The organism is Bifidobacterium sp. KRGSERBCFTRI, from assembly GCF_025908335.1.
The window spans coordinates 1,617,334-1,635,320 of record NZ_CP109653.1 but is presented as its reverse complement, the minus strand read 5'-3'; the positions used below and the strand labels follow the sequence as shown (position 1 = coordinate 1,635,320).

The window sequence follows — 17,987 nt, the reverse complement described above, 5'->3', positions numbered from 1 at the left end:
ATGTGCTGAAAGATATGGAGAAGAGCGCATGATCACGGTACGTGATTTGAGTTGGCAGTATGAGCCATTGGTGGATGGCGGCAAGCCGGTGGATAGCCTCAAGCATGTCAGCTTCGATATCAAATCAGGCTCGTTCGTGGGCGTCATCGGACCGACCGGCGCCGGCAAATCCACCCTGTGCATGGCTTTGGCCGGAATCATCCCGAATCTGGCGGACGGCACCATGACCGGACTGGTGGAAGTCAACGGCATGAACACCAGCCGTCATTCCGTATCGGCGTTGTCCGAACGTATCGGCTACGTGCAGCAGGATCCCGAAGCGCAGCTGTTCTGCGCGAGCGTTGAGGATGAGATCGCCTTTCCTTTGGAAAACCGCGGCATCGCACCGGACATCATCGACAAGCAGATCGACGTCATGCTCGATCTGGTCGGCATGACCGGCTACCGCAAGCGCGTGCCGGCCAGCCTGTCGGGCGGGCAGATGCAGCGTGTGGCCATCGCGGCGGCATTGGCGGCGGAACCCGACGTGCTCATCCTTGACGAACCGACTGCGGCGCTCGATCCGGAAGGCAAGCAGGAAGTCTTCGATGTGCTTGAACGCATCCGGCAGACCCGTTCCATGACGGTGATCATGGCGGAACAGGACACGGAGCATATCGCCTATTGGGCCGACCAAGTATTGTTCATGGTCAATGGGGAATTGGTGCGCAACGGCGACGCCAGCCTGTTCGTCCGTGAAAAAGGACTGCTGGAATCCTCCGGCGTGCAGGTCGCGGACGATCCGCTGCCGCAGGTCAAGGCCGTACAGCAGGGCAAAAAGCATAAGAAGGACAAAAAGAATCAGCCGGAACGGTCCAAGGACGTGGTCATCAGCCTGGACCATGTCTCCTACCAATATGAGCGCGGCGGCAATGCATCGAAAGCTCTGGACGACGTGACGTTCGACATCGAACGTGGCTCATTCATCGGACTCATCGGACGTAACGGCTCCGGCAAGACCACACTCGCCAAACATCTGAACGGACTGATCCGACCCACGCAGGGCACGGTGACGGTGGATGGGCTCGACGCCTCCAAACACAGCGTCGGCGAAATGGCGGCCCACGTCGGATTCGTCTTCCAGAATCCCGACCATCAGATCTTCTGCTCCACCACCAAGGAGGAAATCGCATTCGGTCCTACCGCGCTTGGACTGGACGGAGCCACCGTGTTCAAACGCGTCGACGAGATGCTGACGCTGTTCGACCTGCACCGTTATGAAGACGTCTCGCCGGCCACGCTCGGCTACGGCGAACGCCGTGCGGTGGCGCTGTCATCCGTGCTTGCAATGCGCACGCCGATCCTCGTGCTCGACGAGCCTACGGCCGGTCTCGACCACCGTCTCGCAGCACGCTTCCTCGGCACCATCGAGAAACTCAACCAGCGCGGCGTCACCATCGTCATGATCAGCCACGACATGCGCGCGGTATACCGGTACTGCACGCATGTGCTGGAATTGGAGGACGGAAAAGTCGTGCAGTATGGGCCGATCGACAGGTCCGAAGCGGCGCAGAAGCAATCTCGGACCATCCGCAAACCGCGTAAATCCAATGGGCCCGTTTCGGCGACGCATGTGCTGCTGAAAGTCACCAAGCATGAGGAAGGACGACACTGATGGACGCCGATTTGTATGTACCGGGCGACGGCTGGCTGCATCGCGCCGACCCCCGTGTGAAATTCCTCATCACCGTGGTCATGTTGGTGTTGTGCCTGGTATGGCGCAACTGGGCGTTCATACTTGACGTTCTGATCATCGAACATCTCATGCTCATCACCGACGGCGTGCCGCTGAAACGCATCGGCTGGGTGTGGAAGATCCTCGCCGTGATCATCGTGTTCATCGTGGTGCTCTGGCCGATTTTCGACCCATCCGGCACGCACGTGCTGTGGCAGTGGGGATGGCTGAAACTCACGCGAGAGAACCTCGTCATGGCCGCGGTGATGGGATTGCGCATTCCGGCGCTCGGATTCGCGTGCTTCCTCACGTTGTTCACCACCAGCCAGACCAAGCTGATCCGAGGGCTCACCTCCCTGGGCATGCCGTACAAGGCCGGACTCACGCTCGCCACCGCGCTGCGCTACATTCCGGTGTTCTTCTCCATCTTCCAATCCGTATCGGCCGCGCAACGGGCCCGCGGACTCGACTTGAACGGCAAGAAAGACGCCACCGGCAAGAAACGCAACGTATTCGTACGCTTGGTGGACCGGTTCAAATCGTATCTGCCCATCATCATCGCGGTGCTGATCCGCGCCTACAAAATGAGCCAAAGCGTCGGCTGGGCTATGGAATCGCGCGGGCTCAACCTCCAAGGCGTGAGACGCACCTACCGCATACAGCTGAAGATGAGACTCTCCGATTGGATCATCCTTGCGGTCACTGCCGCCGCGACGACAGGCAGCATCTGGCTGATGCTGTGGCAGTTCTGAGGTAGGCCAATGTTCCAGAACGAACAACGCATCACCATCACCGCACGCGACCTGAAAGTGGTCTCGGCCCTGCAATGCGACGGCCGCATGACCATGCAGGCGCTTGCCGACAAGGTCGGCATTTCCGTATACGCGGCTACGGAAAGCTACCGCAGGCTTACGGAATCCAACATCATGAGCATCGTGCCGGTATGCAATCCGTTGAACCTAGGCAACTACAGCCAGGTGCTGGTGGGCCTGCGCATCAACGGCAACCTCGACAAGGCGCTTGCCATGCTCAAATCCATGCCGCAGGTCACGTATGTGGTCTGCGCGTTGGGCGATGCCGACATCATCGCCGAAGCCGTCGTGTATTCCGCCGAAGGCATGGACCATTTCCTTAAGCATGATCTGCGCGCATTGCCGGGATTGACACGTCTGCAGGTGTTCTCCTGCGGACGGCTGGTACTTGACGACCACAACGTCAGCGTGGTCAACCGGCTCCTGGCCGCGCATGGCGAGACCGGTTTCCTGACCAAACGTGAGGCGAGCGTTGGCACTGGCATTCCCGCACACCGTCTGGATATGCGCTTCGTGCGTACGTTCAACGAGTTGCAGCATGACGGCAGAGCCAGCTATGCGACGTTGGGGGAGCGGCTTGGCGTGACGCATACCGCGATTCGTGGGCGCATCAAGAAGCTGGAGGAATCCGGCGTGATGCGCATCATGGCCACCGTCAGCCCCATGCGTTTGGGTGGATTCCGTCAAGCGTTCCTCGGCCTCGGTGTGAAACCGCCTTATCGGCTCGACACCGAACAGCTGCTGGCGATCGATGAGGTGACGTATGCGATGAGCGGCGTCGGATTGAACGGCGCCGATTACCTGATCGAGGTCATCGCCGACACCGACGAGGACCTATGGCGCGTGGTGGACGAGTCTATTCGACCATTGCCAGGCGTGGAGCAGGCCTGGTGGGCTTCCACCGTCAGCGTGGAAAAAGAGTCGTACTGGCTCGAACCTCCGCAGGATGGTGTGCTCCTCGACGATTGATGAATCAATGGCATGGGGCGTCTCATTTTTGCTCATTCTCAAGGATGAGATGATAATTCAGACCAACGCATGATATTCGAATCAGCTGTTTTTCCGTAATTTTGGAGGTAATCCAAAGAAAGGAATGACAGCATGGATATCAGGGACACCATCAAAGCTACCAATACGGCCATTGCAGCAGTGGATCTTGTGAAGGACTACGGTTCCGGAAATAACACGGTGCATGCGTTGCGTGGCGTCAACGTCGCTTTCGAAAAAGGAAAATTCACGGCGATTATGGGACCGTCCGGTTCTGGCAAATCCACGCTGATGCACACTCTGGCCGGCCTTGACTCGGCCACCAGCGGCCACATCATGTTCGATGGCAAGGACCTGACCCGTATGAACGATGACCAGCTGACATTGCTGCGCCGTCACCAGATCGGCTTCATCTTCCAAAGCTTCAACCTGCTGCCGATGTTCACCGCCGAACAGAACATCGTCATGCCGCTTACCCTTGCCGGCGAGAAGCCGGACCGCCAGTGGCTCAACCTGCTGGTCGAAACGCTTGGACTGAAGGAGCGTCTGAACCATCGTCCGAACGAACTGTCCGGTGGCCAGCAGCAGCGCGTCGCCATCGCACGCGCGCTCATCACCAAGCCGCAGCTCGTGTTCGCCGACGAACCGACCGGCAACCTCGACTCCGTGTCCAGCGCGGAAGTATTGAGCTTCCTCAAACGCTCCGTGAACGAACTCGGCCAGACCATCATCATGGTCACCCACGATGCCGTCGCAGCCTCCTACGCGGACCGCGCCATCGTGTTCGCCGACGGGCAGATTGTGGCCGACGTCGACCAGCCAAGCGCCGAGCAGATGAACGATCTGCTGATGAAGGAGCGCGAATCGGCCACGCAGACCATATACCCCGCCCGCCACGCCGGCTGACGCATTTCGTAAAACCCGCTTTCGCAAAATGTACTTGAAGAAGGAAACCGAACTCCCATGTGGTCCATCACTTTGAAACTCATGCGTAAAACCAAGCGCATGCTCATCCCCGCCGGCATCGCCATCCTGATCGGCACGGCGTTCATCGCCAGCACCTTCCTGTTCGGCAACGCCATGGGCGATTCGCTCGCCCGACAGATGACCGCCATGTTCGGTGGCGCCAACTATGCCGCCACCGCGAACGTCGATGGCCTCAGCGATAAGGAAATCGACAAAGCGTATTCCGTCACCGTCGGCGATTTCCACGTCGACCAGCTGAAAGCCGTGGAAGGTGTGAAAGCCGTGCGCGTCGCGTCGGAAAGCGCCGTCACCGTCTCCAGCGACGACGACAACGTCAGCGGCGAACTGATCACCGGCGCATCCGACGCGTCGATGCTGCCGGTGCGCATATCGCAAGGCAGCCAGCCCAAGGATGCCAACGAAATCGCGTTGCCTGAGCAGACGGCGAAAACGTTGGGCGTGAACGTCGGCGACACGGTGACGCTGACGTCCCGATACGCCACGACCGAAACCGGCGGTAAAACCAAAGCGAACGACGTGCGCGTGGTGGGCCTGACCGCCGATCCGGAAGGCGCGTACTCGTTCTACGGCGGCGCGATCGTCGGCTCGGACAATCTCATCGCACTGATGCAAGGCGCGGACGATTTCAACGCGGTCAACGCCACCGCCGTCTACTTCGATTTCGCCATGGACGGCAACACCGTCGCCGCGAAAACCCTCAACGACGCACAGAAACTGCTGCCCGCGCACTACGAATTGAGCTCGCGCCAGAATGTCAGCGACGAGGCCGTCAAATCGTTGGGCGGCAACGGCACCAACGTCGTCACCATATTTCTTATGTGCTTCGGCATCCTCGCCATGTTCGTCGCCGCGCTCGTGATCGCCAACACCTTCCAGGTGCTTGTCGCGCAACGCCGACGCACGCTCGCCCTGCTGCGCACCATCGGCGCGAAGAAGGGACAACTGTACCGTTCCGTCCTGTTCGAAGCCTGTGCGCTCGGCCTGATCTCGTCCGTGCTTGGCGTGGCGTTCGGCAGCCTCATCATGTGGGGCATGTGCGCCGGCAACGTCATACGGCAGGGCATGCGGCTCATCTTCTCCTGGCAGGTGTTCGTCGTGCCGATCATCTTCGGCATCATCATGACCATGCTCGCAGCCCTCGGCTCCGCACGTTCCGCCACCTCGGTGACCCCGCTGGAGGCCCTGCGCCCGATCGAACTGACTGACACCAAGCGCGCCGGCATCGTACGCGCCGTTCTCGGCATTCTGATGGTCGTCGCAGGCATTGCGATGGCGGTGTTCTCAGTCTGGCGCATTCAATCCACCAACGGCGGACAGACGGCTCAAGCCAACGAATTCACAATGGCGGTGCTGATCGCCATTGCCGGCGCCGCGCTCATATTCCTCGGCATGGTGCTCACCGCCGTCTTCTGGCTGCCCGCACTGATGAAAGGCGCCGGAACGTTGGTGTCGCTTGCCGGGCCGTCCGCGAAAATCGCGCACGGCAACATACAGAAGAATCCGCGACGCATCGCAGCTACAGGCGCGGCCCTGCTCATCGGCGTGACCTTGGTCTCCACCATCGCCACCGGAGCGGCCAGCGTCAAACAAACCATGAACAACACGCTCGCCACCCGCTACAGCGTCGACGTCGTCGCCTCCGGCGAAGACCTGACCCAAGGAATGGCGGACAAGGTCGCCGGCATCAAAGGTGTGACCGACACTGTGTACGCGCCGGCCGCATCCGTGACATTGAATGGTACGGACGCTGCCAAACCGACCACCGTGCTGCTCATCGGTGTGAAGAACATCGACCAGGTCAAGCATGTGATGCGCGTCGACCTCGGCGACACCAGCCTCAGCGCGGACGACGTGCTCATGCCCTCATACAATGCGCAGACCGGCAAGAAACTCGCCTTCGCCAACGGCAAAGCCGAGTTCGACACCACCAGGAATAAGAACGGCGACATGACGCGTCCGCTGACCTTGCATGTCACGCAACGCGACTATCGGCGCATTTTCGACAGTTACGGCGCCGTCGGATTCGTCGACGAACGGCACTTCGCCAACGGCGACCTCGACACCACAACGCACATGCTGCTGGTGAAAGCCGACACCGACCAATCCGGAACGTCCGTGAACGACCTGTACGACGGCATCCAGTCGGCATTGTCGAAGAGCGCGGACGCGGCGGTGTCCGGTCCGATCGCCGAACGTGTCACCTGGGCGCAGATGATCGACTCCATGATGATGCTCATGGTGGGGCTGATCGCCGTGGCGGTGCTGGTCGCCTTGATCGGCGTGGCGAACACGCTGTCCCTGTCGGTGATCGAACGCACCCGCGAATCGGCCACCCTGCGCGCCATCGGCATGACCCGCGGCCAGCTCAGGGCATCGCTCGCCATCGAAGCGCTGCTCATCTCGCTCGTCTCCGGCATCGCCGGCATCCTGCTCGGCACATTGTTCGGCTGGCTGGGCGCATACGTGGTGTTCAGCCTGTACGGCACCGTGGTGTTCCCCTTCGAATGGGGCGTCAACGGCATCGTGCTCGCCGTGGCCGCCGTGGCTGCGTTGCTCGCCAGCATCGCACCTGCCCGCAGAGCGGTCAAAGTACCGCCTGTTGAGGCGCTCGCAGAAGCTTAGGCGATAAACGGAATGCTCCTTCGAAAGAAGGAGCATTTTTGTTGCCGAATACGTTTTATGAAGATTTTATACGAGATGGTTTTCGTAGGCGAACACGACGGCTTGGACGCGGTCGCGCGCATTGATTTTCGACAGGATATGCGCGACATGCGTTTTCACGGTAGGCAGGCTGATGAACAGCTTGTCCGCGATCTCCTGATTCGACAGGCCATGCGCGATTTCGATGAGCACCTCGCGCTCGCGGTCGGTCAGTTCGTCCAATTCCGGATCGGTGTACATAGTTGCCGTCGAAGCGGAAGCGGACGTTGCGGAAACGGGCGCTGCGGCGGCCGTTCCTGCGAAATCGCCATCCATCATCTTCTCTATAAGCCGTTTCGTGGCGGATGGCGCGATGATCGCGTTGCCTTGGTACACGGTGCGAATCGAATTGAGCAGCGTCTCCGGTTCCGTGTCCTTCAGCAGGAAGCCGGACGCGCCGGCGTTGATCGCGGCCATCACGTATTCGTCCAAATCGAATGTCGTCAGAATGATCACACGGGTATGCGCATCGTCAAGCGCGCTGCCATCGGGTGCGAAACGATGCTGCAACGCGCTGATCCGACGTGTCGCCTCAATGCCGTCCATACCGGGCATACGCACATCCATCAGCACCACGTCGGGATGCAGCGTCTCCGCCAAAGCCACCGCTTCCGCGCCATCGCGCGCCTGGCCGACAACCGCCATATCCGGTTGCGAGCCGATCACCATCGCGAAACCGGCACGTACCAATTCCTGATCATCGGCGATGACCACACGAATCTTCTGTTCTTCACTCATACTCTCCACCTTATCGGCATCGTTCCGCTCACAGCGCGAAACAACCCCTTAAATCTCCCTGAAAAACTTGAACCGGCTATCGAGACGCGCGCTGCAGCTGCTCCTCCAGCGGTGCTGCGGGCCTCAACTGCAGTTCGCTCGCGCTACCGGCATGAGCGTCATCGCTGAAACCAGTCTCACGAAGCACTCCGAGCAGTTCGCGCATACGCTTAAGCGCGGCGCGCCCCTGTTCTCCGATGGCTTTGAACGCTGCGGAAATCTCGTCGGCAGTAGGCTCTTTGCCTTGTGCTTCGGCAGCGTCCAACATGCGGATACCATCGACGGCTTGACTAATCACGCTGTTCAGCGTGGCGGTGACTTCAGCCTGAATGCTGGCACTGATACGGTCGCGTTCCATATTCGCCGCGAGAATACGCTGCTTCTCCTGCTCGGCCACCAGCGCTTCCTCTCGCGCCTGCAACACCAGTGCGTTTGAATCACTGGAGCGAGTCCAACGCGCCCATGCCATAATGCCGGCGCACAGTATCAACACCGCAACCGTATACATAACGCCGGTAAAAAACGCCGCAGTACTGCTTGACGTGGCTGAAACCGGTTTTGTCAAGCCCACGGAAGCGGCGATAGCGTCGAACAAGGTAGCATATCCATGTTGGTCGGCTGCGATTTTCAAGCCCATCAGAGCTGAACAGGTGACAGCGGCAAGACCGGTCCAACGCCATGCGTGTTCACGCCCATACAATACGGCTGAATACAGTGCGCACAGCGACGCTACGATGTGCCCGACCTCAATCGATCCCAAAAACACCAATTGCACAACCGACAATACGAACACAATAAGCGCGCAAGTCTCGGGGAACCTGCGTCGAAGAGCCAGCGCCAGCAAGCAGCATGCGGCGATCGCATTTGAGAGCTGCGCATGAGGTGAACTATCAAAAAAGAACGTAACCGACATGCGATTCAGCAGCATGACCAATGCCACGGCACCAACGGAATCCATGAGCGCATAATGGTGCTGCGTCCACGCGGAAACGCGTTCCACCCAATTCAGCCCTCGCGAATTGGATGTATTTGCAAGTTCTACGGATTTCAGTTTCAACGATTTGAGCAAATCATGCAGATTGGGTGCGGTGATGCGCAAATGTTGCAGGGCATTCGAACGATGATCGCGACCGGTCGGTTGGTTGGTTTCCTGCGTCTGCTCCGATGGCTGATCTGGGATTCGCGCCGATATGTTGACGACTGTGTGAGGTGCGATTGCTTCGTCGGATAGTTTCGCTTTGCTGGATATGGCAGTTGTGTTGCAAGATTCGGACTGTTCCGAGGCATACTGTTCGCCGGTTTCTTCTGTCACCTGTTCTTTACCGCCGTAAGGCAGGGTGGCCATGACTTCGAAGCCTCCGCCGAGTTGAGGGCCAGCCTGCAACGAGCCTCCGGCCGATTCGATGCGTTCTTTCATGCCCAGCAGGCCGTAACCTGGCGTATGCCCGTCGATATTGGCCGCCGCGCCATGACCATTGTCGGTGATGGTCAAAGTGAGCAAACCGTTGTTCCATGACTCTTTAATATGTACATCGACGTGCGGCCCCGCATACTTGCGGATATTCGTCAGCGCCTCCTGCACTACATGGTAGGAAGCTATCGAGGCTTGTTCGCCGAGTTGTTCTGGGCTGGCGGTGCCGGTGATATTCCGTCGGATTCGAATGTCGGGGGAGACGTTTTGCGCTTGTTCCACAAGATTGCCGATATCGTTATAATCGGCGTGCGGTGAACCCCCGAATACTCCCAGAAGACGTTGCATGTCATGCAGTGCGCGTTCCGATTCGTGTCGAATCGTCTCCATGGTGTTTCTGGCCACCGCGGGATCATGCGTGCCTGCATAGCGACCGCCATCAGACTGCACGATGATGATTGACAGGGTGTGCGCCACCACATCGTGCATGTCACGTGCGATGCGTGCGCGTTCCGCTAACGCGGCGATATCGCGTTCATTCTGGTCTCGCGCGGCGATTGCCTCATTGCGTTCCCGCATCATGCAAACGGTTGCCAGACGGGCACGCTGCCAGAACGCTACAATGACGGTGGAAATAATGCATACTTCGAAAATCGGCGTCAGTACCAGCATGTATTGCGCCATCATGTCGGCGACTTCCGACATGGATGTTCCTGTGTAGATGGAACCGAGAGTGTCTTTCGTGACCATAACGCCATTTGGATTTGGGTCATTCCAGCTGCTCCATGTATGCACTTTGCCTCCGGTGAGCAATGGTCCATTGGTCATGGTCCATGCCACCAGCGCCGAAGCCAGAAGACCGATGATCAACGCCAGAATAATGAAGGCTTTCGTGTTTTTGGGATTGCCGTAGATGATCACCGAATACAGCATGAACAATGCCAGAATATCGGCGCCCAACAGGCAAGGGCCGAATATGAGATGCGCCAAGGTCAATGCCACGCAGAGCAACGCTCCGGTCTGCGGCCGCCATCGACGGATCAGCAGTGGAATAAGCATTGCCGCTTCCCATGCCATCTGCGTGGAAGGCTTAAGGTCAAACAGCAATCCCGGATTATAGGTGATGCCGCCGGTCACGCCGAACAGCAGAACACCTATAACAAGCGTGATGATGAGATCGCCGGCGAAAACATGGCCATGCATCCATGACAAGAGACGCTGTTTGAAATTCGACATACGTTCCACCCTAGCGCCAGATATGCTGTGACGCCATCATGCGCAGGAATGAAATAGCGGTAAGATAAAGCCGCTTTTGTGAGGTAAGGTTGTCTCCGCATGTGGGTGAGATGGAAGCCATCAAAAAGTCACTACCCGAATTGAACATGCCGATGATGCCAAAGGGAAGGTGAATGCATGACGTTGCTGAGCGAATACTACGTGCCCGGATTGCATATTGAGGATCGTTCCATCAAGGTGCCGTTGGATTGGACGGGCCACGAGCCTGGTCATGGGTTCGATGGCGAATCGATCAGCCTGTTCTACCGTGTGGTCACCGCTCCCGAACATGTGCATGATGATCTTCCGCTGCTCGTGTTCCTGCAGGGTGGTCCCGGTGGTTCCGGTCCGCGTCCGCTCGGTCCAAGTTCCGATGGTTGGATTGAGGAGGCCATCAAGCATTTCCGCGTGGTGTTGCCGGATCAACGTGGTACGGGGCGTTCGTCCCGCGTCGATACGCATGTGATTGAGGGCATGGACGGCGACGGCAAGGCCGGTGCCGCGTTTTTGAAGCGCTTCCTCGCCGATTCGATCGTTCGTGACTTCGAGCATCTGCGTCGTACCGAATTCGGGAGCGCACGTTGGGTCACGCTTGGTCAAAGCTATGGCGGATTCCTGACGCTGACGTATCTTTCGCTGTTCCCGCAAGGAGTCATCGCCAGTTTCACCACGGGCGGCATTCCGCATGTTCCCGCCGATGCGACCGACGTGTACCGTCATACGTTCCCGCGCATGGCGGCAAAGACGAAGCAGTTCTACGAGCGTTACCCGATCGATATCGAACGCGCCGCGGCCGTCGCCGACATTCTGCAGTCGCGCAAGGTCGCATTGCCGAACGGCGATCCGCTCACGGTGGAACGCTTCCAATGCTTGGGATCCGATTTCGGCATGAAGCCAAGTTTCGAACGCGTGCATTGGATTCTTGACCAGGCATTCCTCGACGGCGACGGTTCGGCCTCAACCTCGGCGGAACTGTCTGACGAATTCCTGTCTTCCGTGATGAATGCGACCTCGTCTCGCCCGCTGTATTGGCCGTTGCAGGAGTTCATCTACGCCAACGGTGAGCTGGAAACGCCGATTTGCTGGGCCGCCCAGCGCGTGCGCTGCGAGCATCCGGAATTCGCGGGTGACATTCGTCCGCTTAATTTCACCGGCGAGGCCATGTTCCCGTGGATGTTCGAGCAGGAACGTGCGTTGCGTCCGTTCAAACCAGCCATGGACGTGCTTATGGAAGACACGCATTTCGGCACGATCTACGATGCCGACCAGTTGGCGCGCAATGAGGTTCCGCTGCAGGCTGCCGTCTATTTCGACGACATGTACGTAGATTCTGGATTGCAGCTCGACACGCTGTCCCGCGTCGGTCGTTCACATTATTGGACCACCAACGAATTCGAGCATGACGGCGTGCATGGTTCCGTGGTCTTCAAACGCCTGTTCAACGAAGCACTGAACAGGGGAGATCTGGAAGAACTGTTCTGACACAGACAATCCATCCATATATCGATATCAAATAGGAACCGGGAACAACAAGGAGAAACCATGTCCAACCCAACCATCGGATTCATCGGATACGGCAACATGGCACAGGCCATTGCCGAAGGACTTGTCGCGGCAGGTGCAATCGACGGTACTGACATCGTGGCGTGCGCCGCGCATTACGACAAACTGGAGAAAACCACGGCGAAGGTTGGTGCCACACCGCTGCGCACCGCTGCCGAAGTCGCAGACGCGGCCGACGTTGTCATCATCGCCATCAAACCGTACCAGATCGAAAGCGTCATCAAACCAATCGCCGGCGCGCTCGCCAACGAAAGCACATTCGTCGTATCCATTGCGGCAGGCTGGGATCTCGCCAAATACCGTGAACTGTTCGGCGCCGATTTCGGCGCGATGCACATCCAGTGCACCATTCCGAACACGCCGATGGCCGTCGGCAAAGGCGTGCTCGTCACGGAAACCGACAACACGCTGACCGACGCGCAAAACGAGACGTTCGAAAAGCTGTTCTCATCGATCAGCCTCATCGAACGCGTCGACTCCGCGCATATGGGCATCGGCATGTGCATCGCCGGCTGCGCGCCCGCATTCACCGACATGTACATCGAGGCGCTCGGCGACGCGGGCGTGAAATACGGTCTGCAACGCGCCACCGCCTACCGTCTGGCCGCAAAGATGGTGGAAGGCGTCGGCGCACTGTACCTGGCCAACGAAACGCATCCGGGTGCCATGAAGGACGCCGTCTGCTCGCCGGGAGGCACCACCATCAAGGGCGTGGCCTCGTTGGAGGAAAGCGCGTTCCGTGGTGCCGTGATCAAAGCCGTCGACGCCATCGAAGCCTAATACTAAACTAAGGAACCATGTCTCTTACTATCGGAATCGTCGGACTGCCGAACGTCGGCAAGTCCACCATGTTCAACGCATTGACCCGTAACAACGTACTGGCGGAAAACTATCCGTTCGCCACCATCGAACCGAACACCGGCATCGTGCCATTGCCGGATGACCGTCTGCCGGTGCTTGCCAAGCTCGTGCACACGGAGAAGATCGTGCCGGCCACCGTCACCTTCGTCGACATCGCAGGCATCGTCAAGGGCGCTTCGGAAGGCGAAGGCTTGGGCAACAAGTTCCTCGCCAACATTCGCGAAGCCGACGCGATCTGCGAGGTTGTGCGTGCCTTCGAAGACGATGATATCGTGCACGTCAACGGCAAGGTCGATCCGTCCGACGACATTGAAACCATCAACACCGAGCTGATCCTCGCCGATCTGCAGACCATCGAGAACGCGCTGCCGAAGCTGGAGAAGGATCTGCGCGGCAAGAAGATCGAGCCGGCCTACATGGACGCCGTCAAGCAGGCCAAGGAGATCCTCGAAGCCGGTGAGACCATCGACAAGGCCGCCCGCGAAGGCCGCTTCGACAAGGACTCCGTCTACGACCTGCACCTGATGAGCGCCAAGCCGTTCATCTACGTGTTCAACGTGGACGATTCCGAACTGCAGAACCAGGATCTCAAGACCAAGCTCGCCGCCTCCGTGGCTCCGGCTCCGGCCATCTTCCTCAACGCGCAATTCGAAGCCGACCTGACCGAACTCGACGAGGACGACGCGCGCGAAATGCTCGCCGACGCCGGCCTTGAGGAATCCGGCCTCGACCAGCTGGCACGCGTCGGCTACGACACGCTCGGCCTGTCCACCTTCCTCACCGCAGGCGAGAAGGAAGTGCGCGCATGGCAGATCCACAAGGGCTACACCGCCCCGCAGGCCGCCGGCGTGATCCACACCGACTTCGAAAAGGGCTTCATCAAGGCCGATATCGTCTCCTATGACGATTTCGTTGCCGCCGAAGGCTCCATGACGAAGATCAAGGAGGAAGGCAAGCTCCGTCAGGAAGGCCGCGACTACGTCATGCAGGACGGCGACATCGTCGAATTCAAGTTCAATGTATCCAAGGGCAAGTAAGGTTTTCGTACTTGTCGTATAGTGCGTCAGGCGCTCGGACCGGTCGGTTCGGGCGCTTTTCGCGTAAAAGACTTGTATATCGCCGTTTTTCCTGCTAAGGGTGGAACCATGAGTACTTCACGCGCGGTTCGTGACGCGGCCAACCCGACTATGACATTGCATGACTGTCCGCTGAACGCGCGCGTTGTCGTGGACGGCATCGATTTGGACGATCGGCATCGGTTCCGCCTGTGCGAGATCGGACTGGCGCCGGGCACCGGTCTGCGGGTCGTGCAGCGGGGCGCGTTCGGCGGAAGGGTCATCGCCTTCGGCAACGAACGCGTAGCGGTGGATGGTGGTACCGCGCGCGCCGTCCGCGTACGGTTTGCGCAGGACTGGGCAGTACAGGATAGTGCCGCGCAAGACAAGACCGCACGGCATGAAGAGAACGGAAACACGCACGAATGCTGAGTCTACGAAGCCTAAGAGGTGGTGATTGCTGCCGTCCACAGGACGATTGTTGCCGGCATTGCGATTGCCGTATGGGAATGTCCGCGAATGACGGCACGCACGGCAACGCCCGCAATGATGGAATCGGCAACGACGAAATGACCAGACGCGTCGTATTCGTCGGCAATCCGAACGTCGGCAAATCCTCCATGTTCAACGCACTGCTCGGCGCGAGAACCCGCACGATGAACGCGCCCGGCACCACGGTGTCCATCACCTGCGGGCAATACCATTACGAAAAACCGAAAACAGCGGGAAACGCGCAAAACTGGCAGTTTGTGGACACCCCCGGCACATATTCTCTGGCGCCGATGAGTCCCGATGAGCAGGTCGCCGTCAACGCGCTGACCGGCATGTCAGGCATGCCCGTTCCCGACCTTGCCGTCGTGGTGCTGGACGCCACCGCGCTGTCCCGATCGCTGTACCTGCTGTCGATGGTGGTGGAGCTCGGGCTGCCCACCGTCGTGGCACTCACCATGAACGACCTCGCCGTCCGCAACGGCTGCGGCGTCGATGCGGAACGACTGTCCCATTTGCTGGACGGCATGCCGGTCGTCGCGATTGACGGACGTACCGGAGACGGCGGCAAGGCTTTGGCCGACGCGATCGCCGCAAGTTTCGAGGGAACGCCCGTTCCGCACGGGCTGACCGCACTGCCAACCGTGACAGCCGACGCCGACATGAAAACCGCCGACGGCCTGAGCGTCTGGGCCGAATTGCGGGCCGACGCACGACTCGATTGGACCGCCGGCATATTGCGCGGTCTCGACATGCATGCGGTCGACCACGTCACCTTGTCCGACCGCATCGACCGCGTGCTGCTGCACCCCGTGATTGGCGTCCTCGTCTTCCTTGCGGTGCTGTTCGTCGTGTTCCAGGCCACCACCACGCTCGCCAGCCCCATGCAGGATTGGATCGACGTGACCTTCCGCGGATGGTGCACAGATGGACTCGACCTGCTGCTCGGCCTGTTCGGACCATCCGTGAGCGGCGGCTGGCTGCGTTCGCTGCTGGTGGACGGACTGCTTGACGGCGTGGTCACCGTGCTGACGTTCATTCCGGTGATGGGCATCATGTTCCTGCTGCTGTCAATCTTGGAGGATTCCGGCTACATGGCCCGCGCCGCGTTCGTGATGGACCGTGCCATGCGCGCCTTGGGATTGGACGGTCGCGCGTTCCTGCCGATCATCGTCGGCTTCGGCTGCAATCTGCCGGCTTTGGCCGCCACACGAACCCTATCCGATTCCCGGCAACGGGTGCTTACCGGCATGCTGGTGCCGTTCGCGGCATGTTCCGCACGACTATCGGTGTTTTTGGTGCTCGCCCACGCGTTCTTCCCGAAATACGCCGGTCTCGTGGTCTTCCTCATGTACGTGGCTTCGGTCATGGTCATCCTGCTGGTCGGCGTGCTGCTGCGCCACACCATGTTCCGCGGCCTCGAACCCGAACCGTTGATGCTGGCGCTTCCCGCATACCAATGCCCGCGCGCGTTGCAGCTGGCGCGTTCGGTACTGCTGCGTCTATGGGGCTTCATCCGTGGAGCCAGCGTGATCATCATTTCAATGATCACGGCGCTGTGGCTGCTGCAGGGCATTCCGGTAACCGCCAACGCAGGCGGTTTCGCTCATGTCGACGACGTGCATGATTCCGCGTATGGCGTGCTCGCCGACGCGGTCGCTCCCGTGTTCGCGCCGGCCGGTTTCGACGACTGGCATGCCTCGGCCGCGCTGATCACGGGATTCGTGGCCAAAGAGGTCGTGGTCGGTTCGATGTCGCAGTCCTACCATGCGGACGAACCGGATGATGCGGCTTCCCAACAAGCCGGGGAGGGAACGCTGGGACAGAAGCTGCGCGCCTCGTTCGACCAGTCATCGCACGGCCACGGCAAGGCGGCGGCCATCGCCTTCCTGCTGTTCACGCTCGCCTACACGCCATGTCTTGCGACGGTCGCCGAAATGCGACGGCAGTTCGGCACGAAAGTCGCGGCGCGATCCGTCCTGCTGAGCTTGGCCGTGGCATACGTCATCGCCATCATCGCCTTCCAAACATTGCGGTTGATATGGTGAGCGGTATGGAACGGTCCGGCGCTTCCGCGCACGGATGGCGGCGCACGCCACGTACGGCTGATACATACGGCGACGGCCGGAACGGTATCGTCGCACGCATCGCCGGCGACATCGCCGCAGGATTGACGGTGCGGCAAATCGCCGACAAACGGCATCTGCCGGTCGATTTCGTGGACATGGCTGTCGAACGCGCGGACAAACGGGGGCTGCTGGCCGTGATGGACATGCGGCACGCCTGCGGAGAGACGATATGCCAGCCCGATCCTGCGTCATTGGTGTGCGCAGGATGCCCATTCAGGATATTCCCATCTTCAAGCCCGTACAATAGGCAAGGTTAACAAGACGAAGAACGATGACAGTTATCGGTTCGCAAGGGGTGACACGTATGGATTATCAGTACCAGACCACTGAACAGCCTTCCAGCCCCCGCAAGGCATGGCCGATCGTCCTTGCCGTGGTCGTGGCCCTCATCGTGGCATGCGGTGCCGGCGTGTGCGTTTACCGCAACAAGCAGCAGGAAGCATTGGCCACATGCCGGCAATCGCTCGCGGAATTCAGCTCGGCCCGCAAAGCCGTGCTCGACACTTCCGAAAACGGCAGCGAACTGCAGAAGCTGATTCGAGGCGCGCTCGGCGTGAACGACATCATCGACGCGTTCGCGGACGCGGCCACCAGCGCCGAGAACACAGTCGATACGGAAGGCTGCAAGGCGGAAGCCACCATCACGCAGCTCAATCTCGTAGCCAAAACGTTGGACGGCGCCACCGATTCCCTGAACGCCAGTCTGAAAAGCATCCAAGAGAAAAACGCCGAAACCGCGTTGCAGGATCCGAAGGCCGATTCGGATGGCGCGGCAGCCGGACAATCGTCCAATAACCCATCCGGGCAATCGAACGGAGCCTCTTCGAACAGCACTTCTTCGAACGGCACCTCCGACACGAAATCGTCGGATGAATCCAAAAAGGAACTGCAACAGTCGATCGACAAGGCAGACAAACTGGTCGACAAACTCAGCAAGGACGATTCCCTGACCCTGACCGGACGCAAACTGCTGTCCGCGCTGTCCAAGGCCGCGGACTCCGGACAGAAGCTCGTCGAAAGCGGCAACATCAAGGATTCCAAGTATTACAAGGCGGCCAAGGTCACGCTTGACGAAGCCATTGACATGGCTGACAACTGGGTGAACAGCCAGGCGGCCAAAGCGCAGTGGCATGCTCCCGCGTGTTGCTTCCGCAGCCACGTCTAAAGTTTCCTTCGGAAAGCATGACGTGAATACGACGTCGGATGTGTGGAAGCGTGTAAGGGGGG

General features: G+C 59.5%; 14 protein-coding genes. 12 read left to right on the top strand and 2 right to left on the bottom strand.

From position 1 onward, the window contains the following. Positions 1 to 28 precede the first annotated feature (28 nt). The 5 genes from OGI63_RS06975 to OGI63_RS06955 all read left to right on the top strand — a co-directional run bounded on the left by OGI63_RS06975 (position 29) and on the right by OGI63_RS06955 (position 7,122). Positions 29 to 1,654 (top strand): ABC transporter ATP-binding protein, encoded by a 1,626-nt coding sequence (locus tag OGI63_RS06975; protein ID WP_011743034.1) that lies wholly within the window; start codon positions 29 to 31, stop codon positions 1,652 to 1,654. Beyond that, on the top strand, positions 1,654 to 2,466 hold the full coding sequence (locus OGI63_RS06970; protein ID WP_011743035.1) for an energy-coupling factor transporter transmembrane component T family protein: 813 nt from the start codon (positions 1,654 to 1,656) through the stop codon (positions 2,464 to 2,466). Before OGI63_RS06975 ends, OGI63_RS06970 begins: the two co-directional genes overlap by 1 nt. Before the next feature lie 9 nt (positions 2,467 to 2,475). Next, on the top strand, positions 2,476 to 3,495 hold the full coding sequence (locus tag OGI63_RS06965; RefSeq protein WP_011743036.1) for an Lrp/AsnC family transcriptional regulator: 1,020 nt from the start codon (positions 2,476 to 2,478) through the stop codon (positions 3,493 to 3,495). Between the two features lie 132 nt (positions 3,496 to 3,627). Beyond that, a complete protein-coding gene (locus OGI63_RS06960; RefSeq protein WP_011743037.1) occupies positions 3,628 to 4,419 on the top strand; it encodes an ABC transporter ATP-binding protein in 792 nt (263 codons plus the stop codon). A 57-nt stretch (positions 4,420 to 4,476) separates the two neighbouring features. Continuing rightward, complete coding sequence (locus OGI63_RS06955) at positions 4,477 to 7,122, top strand: ABC transporter permease (RefSeq protein ID WP_011743038.1); 2,646 nt, start codon at positions 4,477 to 4,479, stop codon at positions 7,120 to 7,122. A gap of 66 nt (positions 7,123 to 7,188) precedes the next feature. On the opposite strand, the gene OGI63_RS06950 is transcribed toward OGI63_RS06955, so the two are convergent. After that, the gene (locus tag OGI63_RS06950; protein ID WP_011743039.1) at positions 7,189 to 7,938 is read right to left on the bottom strand and encodes a response regulator; all 750 of its coding nucleotides are present in this window, start codon (positions 7,936 to 7,938) and stop codon (positions 7,189 to 7,191) included. Between the two features lie 76 nt (positions 7,939 to 8,014). Further along, positions 8,015 to 10,624: a histidine kinase gene (locus tag OGI63_RS06945; protein WP_011743040.1), complete on the bottom strand. Its 2,610-nt coding sequence runs from the start codon at positions 10,622 to 10,624 to the stop codon at positions 8,015 to 8,017. Between the two features lie 177 nt (positions 10,625 to 10,801). Between OGI63_RS06945 and OGI63_RS06940 the strand changes: the two genes are divergently transcribed. From OGI63_RS06940 to OGI63_RS06910, 7 genes are all read left to right on the top strand, one after another. Further along, entirely contained in the window at positions 10,802 to 12,145 is a 1,344-nt protein-coding gene (locus OGI63_RS06940) for an alpha/beta fold hydrolase (protein WP_011743041.1), read from the top strand. 60 nt (positions 12,146 to 12,205) lie between these two features. After that, on the top strand, positions 12,206 to 13,006 hold the full coding sequence (gene proC, locus OGI63_RS06935) for a pyrroline-5-carboxylate reductase (RefSeq protein ID WP_011743042.1): 801 nt from the start codon (positions 12,206 to 12,208) through the stop codon (positions 13,004 to 13,006). A 17-nt stretch (positions 13,007 to 13,023) separates the two neighbouring features. Then, on the top strand, positions 13,024 to 14,124 hold the full coding sequence (gene ychF / locus OGI63_RS06930; RefSeq protein ID WP_011743043.1) for a redox-regulated ATPase YchF: 1,101 nt from the start codon (positions 13,024 to 13,026) through the stop codon (positions 14,122 to 14,124). 108 nt (positions 14,125 to 14,232) lie between these two features. After that, positions 14,233 to 14,574, top strand: coding sequence for a FeoA family protein (locus OGI63_RS06925; protein WP_050731449.1), 342 nt, complete (start codon positions 14,233 to 14,235; stop codon positions 14,572 to 14,574). 137 nt (positions 14,575 to 14,711) lie between these two features. Next, positions 14,712 to 16,679, top strand: coding sequence for a ferrous iron transport protein B (gene feoB / locus OGI63_RS06920; RefSeq protein WP_011743045.1), 1,968 nt, complete (start codon positions 14,712 to 14,714; stop codon positions 16,677 to 16,679). A gap of 5 nt (positions 16,680 to 16,684) precedes the next feature. Next, positions 16,685 to 17,017 carry a hypothetical protein gene (locus OGI63_RS06915; protein WP_011743046.1) on the top strand — a complete coding sequence of 111 codons (333 nt, stop codon included), beginning with the start codon at positions 16,685 to 16,687 and terminating at the stop codon, positions 17,015 to 17,017. 47 nt (positions 17,018 to 17,064) lie between these two features. Further along, a complete protein-coding gene (locus tag OGI63_RS06910; protein WP_050731450.1) occupies positions 17,065 to 17,925 on the top strand; it encodes a hypothetical protein in 861 nt (286 codons plus the stop codon). Positions 17,926 to 17,987 lie beyond the last annotated feature (62 nt).